This window comes from Candidatus Binatia bacterium, assembly GCA_036382395.1.
In the GTDB taxonomy this organism is placed as follows: domain Bacteria; phylum Desulfobacterota; class Binatia; order HRBIN30; family HRBIN30; genus JAGDMS01.
Window position 1 is genome coordinate 1 of sequence record DASVHW010000423.1, and the last position, 9970, is coordinate 9970.

General features: G+C 63.4%; 11 protein-coding genes. 4 read left to right on the forward strand and 7 right to left on the reverse strand.

The window, feature by feature from the left end; genetic code table 11:
* The 4 genes from VF515_20755 to VF515_20770 all read left to right on the forward strand — a co-directional run.
* The coding region (locus VF515_20755) for a carboxymuconolactone decarboxylase family protein (protein ID HEX7410057.1) at positions 1–482 on the forward strand (482 nt) is incomplete at its 5' end.
* A gap of 19 nt (positions 483–501) precedes the next feature.
* Positions 502–909 (forward strand): VOC family protein, encoded by a 408-nt coding sequence (locus tag VF515_20760; protein ID HEX7410058.1) that lies wholly within the window; start codon positions 502–504, stop codon positions 907–909.
* Entirely contained in the window at positions 909–2351 is a 1443-nt protein-coding gene (locus tag VF515_20765) for a M20/M25/M40 family metallo-hydrolase (protein HEX7410059.1), read from the forward strand. Before VF515_20760 ends, VF515_20765 begins: the two co-directional genes overlap by 1 nt.
* A gap of 61 nt (positions 2352–2412) precedes the next feature.
* Positions 2413–2925: a YetF domain-containing protein gene (locus tag VF515_20770; protein HEX7410060.1), complete on the forward strand. Its 513-nt coding sequence runs from the start codon at positions 2413–2415 to the stop codon at positions 2923–2925.
* Between the two features lie 64 nt (positions 2926–2989).
* Here the strand turns inward: VF515_20770 and VF515_20775 are convergent, their stop codons facing one another.
* The 7 genes from VF515_20775 to VF515_20805 all read right to left on the reverse strand — a co-directional run bounded on the left by VF515_20775 (position 2990) and on the right by VF515_20805 (position 9511).
* The gene (locus VF515_20775; GenBank protein HEX7410061.1) at positions 2990–3826 is read right to left on the reverse strand and encodes an SDR family oxidoreductase; all 837 of its coding nucleotides are present in this window, start codon (positions 3824–3826) and stop codon (positions 2990–2992) included.
* Positions 3827–3838: 12 nt separating this feature from the next.
* Positions 3839–5251 carry an amidase gene (locus tag VF515_20780; protein ID HEX7410062.1) on the reverse strand — a complete coding sequence of 471 codons (1413 nt, stop codon included), beginning with the start codon at positions 5249–5251 and terminating at the stop codon, positions 3839–3841.
* A gap of 126 nt (positions 5252–5377) precedes the next feature.
* Complete coding sequence (locus VF515_20785; protein ID HEX7410063.1) at positions 5378–6733, reverse strand: DUF1329 domain-containing protein; 1356 nt, start codon at positions 6731–6733, stop codon at positions 5378–5380.
* A 199-nt stretch (positions 6734–6932) separates the two neighbouring features.
* Positions 6933–7121 (reverse strand): ferredoxin, encoded by a 189-nt coding sequence (locus VF515_20790; GenBank protein HEX7410064.1) that lies wholly within the window; start codon positions 7119–7121, stop codon positions 6933–6935.
* Positions 7122–7133: 12 nt separating this feature from the next.
* On the reverse strand, positions 7134–8399 hold the full coding sequence (locus VF515_20795) for a cytochrome P450 (protein HEX7410065.1): 1266 nt from the start codon (positions 8397–8399) through the stop codon (positions 7134–7136).
* A gap of 510 nt (positions 8400–8909) precedes the next feature.
* Positions 8910–9194: an XRE family transcriptional regulator gene (locus tag VF515_20800; protein HEX7410066.1), complete on the reverse strand. Its 285-nt coding sequence runs from the start codon at positions 9192–9194 to the stop codon at positions 8910–8912.
* On the reverse strand, positions 9191–9511 hold the full coding sequence (locus tag VF515_20805) for a type II toxin-antitoxin system RelE/ParE family toxin (GenBank protein ID HEX7410067.1): 321 nt from the start codon (positions 9509–9511) through the stop codon (positions 9191–9193). The genes VF515_20800 and VF515_20805 overlap by 4 nt, the downstream gene beginning before the upstream one ends.
* Positions 9512–9970 lie beyond the last annotated feature (459 nt).

A 9970-nucleotide genomic window follows, 5' to 3' on the forward strand; every position in this document is an offset into this window, starting at 1 on the left:
TGGCGGTACCGCTGAACATCTTCTACATGATGGCCCACGCTGAAACCAACCTGCGATCGTTGCTGCGCCTGGGTGGCACCATCCTTTCGAAGCAGCAGCTCAGCGATCGTCTGCGCGAGCTGGCTATTCTCCGCATCGCCAGCATTTCGCCAGCACGGTACGAATGGGTGCAGCACGTCCCCATCGCCAAAGCCGCCGGCGTAACCGCAAGCCAGGTGAAGGCACTCGAAGCTGGTGATCTCAGCGCCGACTGTTTCGACACGCGAGACCGCCTCGTTCTTCGGTTCACCGATGAGGTGGTGCGTGACGTGCGGGCCTCGGACGAAACCTTTGGGCTGATGACCAAACAGTTCCCACCGCGCGAAATCGTCGAGCTCACCCTGGCCATCGGCTACTACATGCTGATCGCCCGGCTGCTCGAAACCACCGGCGTCGACCTGGAGGCGGACGCTGGGACCAAGGTCATTGATGCGCTAAAGTAGCAGGCCAACGTGGTGTGTGATGATCAAAGTCATCGGCCTGGATCATTTCGTTCTGCGAGTGTGTGACCTCGACACTTCGCTGCGCTTCTATCGTGACACCTTGGACCTGCCGATCTTGTACCTCGACGAGTACCGGGCCGGGCAACGCCCGTTCGTGTCGGTGCGCGTGGGCGACCAGTTGCTCGATCTGGTCCCCGACCCCACCTACGATCCGCACCGGGGCAAGGACACGGGCGGCTTCCTGCATTTCTGCATGCAGATCGAAGGCGGCCGCTTCGCCAGCATCATTCCGTGGCTGAAGAAGCATGGAGTGAACGTCCTCGAAGAGCAGCCTATGTTGCGCATGGGGGCGCGCGGCCTGGGCCTGTCCATCTACGTCACCGATCCCGACGGCTACGTCGTCGAACTGAAAGAGCACGCGGCGTGATGACGGCAGCGCCACGATGGATGTCCTGCGCGCGCATCGCCGGAGCGGTGCTGCTGCTCTCGTGCCTGGCCACGAGTGCCGGCGCAGCGGACATCGATTGGGCGGAAGTCGAGAGCCAAGCGACCGAGTTCTTGAGCGCCTACATTCAGATCGACACCTCCAACCCGCCGGGCAATGAAACCGCGGCAGCCAGGTTTCTGGCGGACCGCTTCCGCCAGGTTGGCATCGAGACCGACATCTTCGAATCCGCGCCGGGCCGCGGTTCAGTGCTCGCCCGCATCAAAGGGACGGGCGGCCTGCGCCCGATCATTTTCCTGAACCACCTCGACGTGGTCCCGGCGACGCCGGAAGGTTGGGACCTGCCGCCATTCTCCGGCACGGTTCGCGACGGCTACGTCTACGGTCGCGGTGCGATTGATTGCAAGGGCCCCGGCACCATCGAAGCGATGGCGGTGTTGCTCCTCAAACGCCAGGGCATCGCGCTGAAGCGTGACGTCATCTTTCTGGGCACGGCGGATGAGGAAACCGGCGGCAAGCTCGGCGCCGGGTGGATGGTGGCTGAGCACTTCAAGGACCTTCACCATGCCGAGTTCGTTCTGAACGAAGGAGGCAGTGTGCGGCTGCGGGCCGACGGCTCGCGCGCCTACGAGATCGCCGTCTCGGAGAAAACCCCGTGTTGGCTGAAGCTCGAGACAACCGGTGTTCCCGGGCATGGATCGTCCCCGCCGCCGGAAACCGCGGTGACCCGGCTGATCCGAGGGCTCGATCGTGTGCGCGGCTACGAGGCGCCGCTGCGCGTGACGCCGGAAGTGCAAACCTACTATGCCGCGTTGGCTGCGACGCTACAGGGTGAGCGGCGCGAACGATTCAAGGACCTGCGTGCCGCGCTTGCCGACGCCGACTTCCGCCGCGCATTTCTGCAAGACCCGCATGACGCAGCGCTGGTCCGCAATACGATCACCCCAACTGTCCTCAATGGCAGCCAGAAGACCAACGTCATCCCCTACGCGGCCAGCGCCGAACTGGACTGCCGGCTGCTACCGGGTGAAGATCCCGAGGTGTTCGTCCGCACGCTGAAGGACACGATCGGCGATCCGGAGGTTACGGTGCGCGTGCTGCTGAATTTCCCGCCGACGTCATCACCGTCGGCCACGGCCTTCACCGCCGCCGTGCGGGCCCTGGCCGAAGGCGAGGGCGCGCCGGTGGTTCCCAGCGTCCTCACCGGATTTACCGACAGCCATTACTTCCGGGAGAAAGGAATCGCCAGCTACGGTTTCGTTCCGTTCGATCTGAGCGAAGACGAGGAGCGGCGCGAGCATGGCGTCAACGAGCGCGTATCCACGCACAACCTGCGCGAGGGCACGCGCCGGCTGATGGACCTCCTGCAACGTTTGGATGTCGAGGCTCAACACGATGAACAAGCGCAAAGCAAGACCCGGTGACTTTCGTTTCGTCTCGCGGGTTGATGACGCGCCGCGCCTGCCGCGGCAGTGAGGCCTTCTCATGTGGATACCCGACCTACCGGTGCTGGAGAAGATCGTGCGCGCGGCGGCAGTGTATCTCTTTCTGCTCGTGGGCTTACGCCTCACGGGGAAGCGCCAGATGGGGCAGATGTCGGCGTTCGACCTCGTGGTGCTGTTGATCATCAGCAACGTGCTGCAAAACGCCATGATCGGCAACGACAACTCGGTGCTCGGAGGATTCCTCGGCGCCGCAACGATCCTGCTGCTGAACTACGGCGTGACACGCCTGGCGTTCTCGCGCCGAGGCCTCGAGCGGTTGATCGAGGGGGCCCCCACACTCCTCATCCACAACGGCAAGGTGATCGAAGCGAATCTGCGGCGAGAGCTGCTGACGCGGGATGAACTCATGGCCGGGCTGCGGCGGCAAGGGATCATGGCCGTCGAAGAAGTGCATGTGGCGCTGATCGAGGAGACGGGAACGATTACGGCGGTGAGAAGGGAGCATGCCGCCGTCCGCGTTCAGCCATCAGCTTCGGAAAACCCGAAACCATGAGCTGGAGCGGTAGCGGACTTGGAGCTTAGTGCTGACAGCTGATGGCTGAACGCTACCAGTACCCCTACGGCACTTCCGGATCGAAAAGCGGTGTCCAGTGGTCCAGCGACAGAGCTCCGTCAGCGACGATGGCGGCACCGTTGATGTAGCGGGCTGCGGGGGAACAGAGGAACAGGACCATGGCGGCGATCTCGTCGGGCTCGGCCAGCCGGTGCGCCGGGATATCCTTCAACTGGAGGGCCTCGTAGTTCTCCTGCTCGGCCCGGACGTACTCTTCTTCACGCAGGCCGGCGGTGGAGACGCTGCCTGGGGCCAGCGCATTGATGGTCACGCCGTGGCGCGCATAGTAGTACGCCAGCGACCGGGTCATGTTGACCACGCCGGCGCGCGCCGCACCTGAATGTACGAACGCCGGGGCGCCGCGGTCGAATGAGTAGATGTGCACGATATTGACGATCGCGCCGGATCCACGCTTGATCATGTGCGGACCGACGCAACTGCACACGTTCCAGGTGCCGTTGAGGTTCAGGTCGATGACCGATCGCCAGCCGCGACCGCTGATCTCGGACGGCCGCCCCGGAAACTGCCCGCCGGCATTGTTCACCAAGCAGTCGATCGCGCCGAACCGCTCGATCGCCTTTTGAATCAACGCCTCGACCTGATCGATCTCCCTAATATTCGTCGGGACCGCCAGGCACTCCACGCCGGCGGCTGTGATTTCGGCCGCCGTCGGGTTGAGGTTTTCCGGCTTGCGGCTGGCGATGACCACATTGGCGCCCAGGCGCGCGAACGCCAGCGCGATCGCCTTGCCAATGCCGCGCCCGCCGCCGGTGACGAGCGCAGTCTTGCTCCGGAAGAGCCCGTCTGAAAAGACGCCGAGCGGATTCGGATCAGACGTCATCCGGCCCCGCCCTCACCACTTCGTCGGCCAGTGCGGGTGCCAGGGACGTTCCCGTTCGAAGGCACGAGCCACCTGCAGCACGAGGTCTTCGTGGTGGCGTGGGCCGACGATCTGCATGCCCATCGGCAAGCCCGCACGCGACAAGCCGACGCGGACCGTCGCCGCCGGGTGCCACGAGAGGTTGAAGGGGATCGTAAAGGACGCGACACCGGCAACGATCTGCTGCCGGCCCTCGGTCTCCTCGGGAAAAGGGCCTTTCGCCGGCGGCGGATCGTATGGCACCGTGGGAGTCACCAGCAGGTCCACACGCTCGAACAACTCCGCGCACCAATCGTTGAGGCGAATACGTTCCTGCGCCGACTTTCCCCACAGCTCCGGCGTCATCTGCCAACCCATCTTCACGCCCTCGATGAAGCTGCGGCCGAACTGACTTTCCTGCGCAGGCAACAGCGGGTGCAGATGCGCGGCCAGCTCGAACAGCCCGAGCAGAGCCCATTCGCGGCCGAGCTGCGGCGGTCCGCCTTCGATCCGCTCCAGCCGGTGGCCCAGCCGCTCAAACACTTTGGCGGCGTCCTCGACCGCGACGGCGACATCCGACTGCACGACCGCGTAGCCGAGATCCGGAGAGTAGCCGATCCGTAGCTTGTTGGGCAGCGGCTCGCGGACCGCTCGCATATACGAAATGCCCGGGTGCGGAAGGCTGTTGGGATCGTACGGGGAGCTGCCGACGACCTGATCGAGAAACAGCGCCGCATCCTCCACCGTCTTGGTGAGTGGTCCGACGACCGACGTGTCCTGATACTCCCAGTGTTCGAACGGACCGCGGGGAATCCGTCCGAACGACGTCTTCAGGCCGAAGGCGCCGGTGAAGCTTGCCGGGATCCGAATGGAGCCACCACCGTCGCTGGCGGTAACCAGCGGCAACACACCGCCGCTGAGCGCGGCGGCCGAACCTCCGCTCGACCCGCCCGGTGTCCGTTCGAGGTTCCAGGGAGAACGGGTAACGCCATAGACCAGGTTTTTCGTGATCGCCGTGTGGCCGAACTCTGGCGCGTTGGTCTTGCCGACCACGATCGCTCCGGCCGCACGCAGGCGCTCAACCTGCGTCGAGTCGCACCGGGCGACGTGATCGCGGAACGGCAACGACCCCTGCGAGGTGGTCAAACCCTCGGCATCTTCGAGGTCCTTGACGCCGAACGGGACGCCCTCGAGCGGCCCGGCGGTACCACGCATGCAGCGTTCCTCCGCCGCGCGCGCATCACGCAGCAGTACCTCCCGGTCACGCAACACCACCACGGCATTCAGGTTGGCGTGCGTGGCATCGATGCGAGCCAGGACCGCCCTCATCAGCTCGACCGGCGACGCCTTGCGGGCACGGAGCATCTCGGTCAACTGCACCAGGGTGAACTCGAGCAGTTCGTTCATCACACCTCACCTTATCGAGATTTCCGTCCTGGGTCAGTGTCTCTTCGCGGGGCCCGAGAGTCTCCGCGACTGGCTGAGCCGCCGATCCCTCTGTGCGTCAAGCCAGTCCCGTCGACTTGCTTCTCGTTACTTGCCGAAGCGCTGCAAGGCGGTGGAATCGAACAGGTTCGCCTCCAGGGGCATGCGCCGATAGGAAGCGGCTTTGGGATCCGGACGCATACCGCCGAGGGTGGCGCGATTGTGTTTCACATTCTCGGCACAGGCCCAGACCATGGTGCCGATCGGTAACCATTCCTGTGCGTCCGGCGGACCCACCGGACTGTTGACGCGTGCAATGAATTGAGAGGCACCGATCAGCTCGCCGGTCCAGTCGAATTTTCGGCTCCAGGCGCCATCCCACGTTTCCGCGTCGATCCACAGTTGCAGCTTGCCGTACAAGTAGTACTTGTCCCGGGGGATACCGTCGACGATCCAGAAGCTGCGTTTGGCCAGGGCCGCATCGGTCGGCGCCCATGGCGCGCCGCTCCAGTTCGGCGTCCGGTATCCGACCGTCGGAGGATTGAGGTCCGTCAGGACAACCCACCCTCCACCGGGGGCTGGCGTCGTGGGAACCGGGCCATTGAGCGTGTTGGGGTCGACGATGCGCAGTCCCTCTCGCTGCCCCACCAGCTTCCACTCGAAGTCTTCCGGTTTGCCGTCGAAAAAGAAGCCGTCATCCCCACTGAAGTCGGAGCCCAGGTAGCCGTCTGATCGGTTGGCCGGGCTGACCGCGCGCACGCGGCGCAGCGCCGGCACGAAGGCCCACACGGAATCGTGCTTGTCGGCGTCGCGGTAGCGCCACGTCAGCGAGGCCGTCCCCTGCAGGTCGGCGGGAGTCTGTACCACTCCCAGGAATTGGCTTTGCAGGTTCATCGGATTGGGCTCGCGATACTTCACATCCTGGCCGTCCAAGAAATGAAACCATCCGTTGGCAACGATGTCGCGATCGACACCGGTGCGGTTCAGCAGCGTCACCAGCGTCCGGTTGTACGAGCTACCGCCAGCCCAGTATGCGAGAAACTGATTCCACACGATCTTGACTGCCGCCTTCGGATCGGTGGCATTCACAGTGGGAAACGGCAGCCCGTAGACGTACGGTAGGGGTTGGCCCGTAGCGCGGTAGACGATGGTGCCGCGGTCATTCACGTCGAGCGTCGCGGTATTGGTCTGCGTCGCTTCCGAGAAGGCTTTCTCCCAGTGGGCGTTGCCAGTCGGATACTCGACGATCCGGTTCTTGTAGTCGCCAGTCTGGTAGTGTTTCAGAATTTCCGGCGGCAGCAGATCCTTGGCCAACTGCGAATTGTTCTGGTCGAGAACGACCCCCGGCTTCAGCTCGGCCGTGTCATCCTGGCGAGCTTGGCTGTGCGCCACGGGCGCAGCGCACAGGTGAATCAGCACTCCGACCACCCCGATGGATACTGCTCGGGCAACGATGCTCCTCATATAGAACACCCCTTCCCAGCGCCCATGCGCCGATAGCTACCCCAGAGACCGACCAACAGATATCAGTCCCTGCGATCACTTATCAACAGTTCGCAGACGGCAGGCTGCAACATGTACCTCCGCCGGCAACCCCGGAGCGGGTTGACAGGCCTGGTCGCCGAAGCCGACCAAGCTGGCGGCAGTCGACGCCGCTTCACGCCTATTCGAGTGAGAGCGCCTGGCGCGGGCAGCGGCGCACCGCCGCTTCGATCTTCGCACGCAGGTTTTCGCCCGGATCTTGCACGCGCAGATGGGCGCGGTCATCCTCGCCCACTTCGAACACCTCGGGGCAGACCGTCACGCACACCGCGTTACCTTCGCACCGATCGTAATCCACGAGAATCTTCATGATGCCAGCCTCCTATCGTGCCTCGGGCGTAAACGCCACCGGCATGCGTTTGATGCCGTTGATCAAGCTCGAACGCAAACGCGCCACCGGACCCGCGGGCTCCATGTCCGGCAGTCGCCGCAACAGCTCCTCGAAGATGACGCGGATCTCGAGGCGCGCCAAGCTGGAGCCGAGGCAGAAGTGCTCACCGATGCCGAACGCAAGGTGGTCGTTCGGCGTGCGGGCGACGTCGAAGCGGTCGGAGTCGGGAAACACCTCCTCGTCGCGGTTGGCGGAAGCGTAATAAATCAAGACCTTGTCGCCTTCCCGGATCTTCTGGCCGCGCATCTCGGTGTCACGCGTCGCGGTGCGGCGGAAACTCATCACCGGCGAGACCCAGCGCAGCATCTCGTCAACCGCCGTTGGCATGAGCGACGGGTCCTGCAGCAAATGGGCCCGCTCCTCCGGGTGCTCCATCAAGGCGAGCATACCTCCGGAGATGAGATTGCGCGTCGTCTCGTTGCCGGCGACCATAAGCAGCAAGAAGAACAGATCAAACTCCAGTTCCGTCAGCTTTTCCCCATCCACCTCCGCACTCATGAGCAGGCTGACCAAGTCATCACCCGGCTTGTTCTTGCGCTCGACGGCAAGCTTATTGGCGTAGGTGTACACTTCCATCGCCGCCTTCTTGCCGTCTTCCTCCGACGTCGCATACTCCGGGTCGTCGAAGCCGATGAGGCGGTTGCTCCAGTCGAACAGTGCGTGCCGGTCCTCGATCGGAACGCCCATCATTTCGGCGATCACGTGCAACGGCAATTCGGCGGCAACGTCCTTCACGAAGTCACATTGCCCTTTGCGCGCCACGGCATCGATGATCTCGGTCGTGATCTCGCGGACGTGAGGTTCGAGTCGCGCCACCATACGCGGCGTGAACCCCTTGTTGACCAGCGCGCGGATCTTGGTGTGTCGCGGCGCATCCATGTTGAGCATGAGCATCTGTGTCTGCGCCAGTTCTTCCGGCCCCAACTCCTGGAACAAGGCGGTCCGCCTGGCCGAGGAAAAGGTCTTGGGGTCGCGGGAGACAGTGACCACGTCCTGGTACTTTGTGATGGCCCAGAACGACGGGCCTTCGGGGTCCTTGTGCCAGAAGACTGGGGCAGTAGTCCGTAGCAGTTTGAAGGCGGCGTGCGGGACAGCCGGCACGTAGGTGTCGGGGCTGGCCAGGTCGATATCAGAGAGCCGCTGGGGCGCAGCCGCTCCCACGGTAACTTCACTCGTGGGCGTCGACACTGCTTCCATAATCTCCATCTCCTCGCAATAGTACGGTGTCCGTCAGAACCACGGATTCGGCTCGCCGCCACTCACGGTCTATCCTCGTGCGCGACCGCGCGGACGTCGGCGCGACGAACGCACCTCACCAGGTACGCTGCCATGGCAACAGCCTTGGATGTCACAACGGTCTAGGATTAATGAACAACCACGCCTACGTCAAGCACGGAGAGCTGTTCCAGCAGGGCCACGGCAAAGTCAGCGTCTGTCCGGTGATGGTCGGCGACGGTCAGCGCGGTATCCGAGTCTTCCGACCTACAAGCTGGCGAAGGAATTCGGTCTCCGCTGGCAGTGTGGAGGTTCAGCAGGTGGAAGGTTTCGCAACAACAGGAGATCCATTGGCAGGCTGTACCACTTCGGAGTACGAGAGCGACCGCGTCAAGGATGGAAGGTGATGCGAGTCAAGCAGGTTTGCTACCCTGAACCTAGGATCGGCCGCCATCCGGGGATTCGGTATGCTCGGCACACTCCCAGCTCCGCTTACGCAGCGAGCTCAACCCGCACCGTGCGCCCGATCCTCGCCTCGAGCGTAATCAACATCTCCAGACTGAATTTCTCCCATTTACCATGCACGAGGTCGGAGACCCGCGACTGAGCGACGCCAAGACGCTTGGCCGCCTCCACCTGGGTGAGCTTGTGCTTCTCAATATAGGAGCGCAGATCTCCCATGAGGCGTGCGCGCATTTGCAGAACCGCCGCTTCGGCGGGGTCGAATCCAAGATCCAAAAAGACGTTGCCACTCGACTTTGTAGTCCGCTTCTTCATCGCCTGCCTCCAATTTCTCGATACCGCCGGCGAGCCAGCTCGATATCCTCTTGCCGGGTCTTTCGCGTCTTCTTCTCGAAGGCGTGGAGCACGTATACGGCGTCAGCGAGCTTTGCGACGTAGATGACTCGCCATTCGCCAAGGGCGTGCACGCGTATCTCCATGGCCCCGGGGCCGACCTCCTTGACGGGCTTCCAGTCCGTGGGCGCCAGCCCCTGCTGGACGAAACTGAGCTCAAACCCCGCCGCACGGCGAGCCTCGGAAGGGAAGTGTCTGAGGTCCTCGCGGCTGGAGCCGACGAACTCCAAGGGCTTCATGGTTGGGGAACTGTATACGGTCCTCGGCGGAATATCAACAAACTAGATATTTGCCCCCCAGCGGATCGTGACCCGTGCCCGCCACACCGCCGGGAGGACGGGACGGAGTCGGGACGTAGTTATTATAAGTTGTTAAGCTCAGTTCAGCGCGACAGATATGGCAGGCTATCACACTTAACAATTTAACTACGTCCCCATATCCCCACAAACTCTACGTCCCCGTGGACCCCGTCCGAACCGCACTTGTGTTGCCCCGCCACCATGAGCGCGGGCGCCACCCCCGTCGCTCTCGCATCAGATTCTGTCTACTGCTGCTCCTCGTACGCGCCGATATCGACGTGCGCTCCGGATAGACGCGGCAGGCCGCGCTGATCGGTGGTGAGGTTCAGCGGTGGGCCGGTGACGCCATCGTCGCCGGCATCGATGGCCGGGCTGGCGCCCTTGCACGAGCGACTCGGA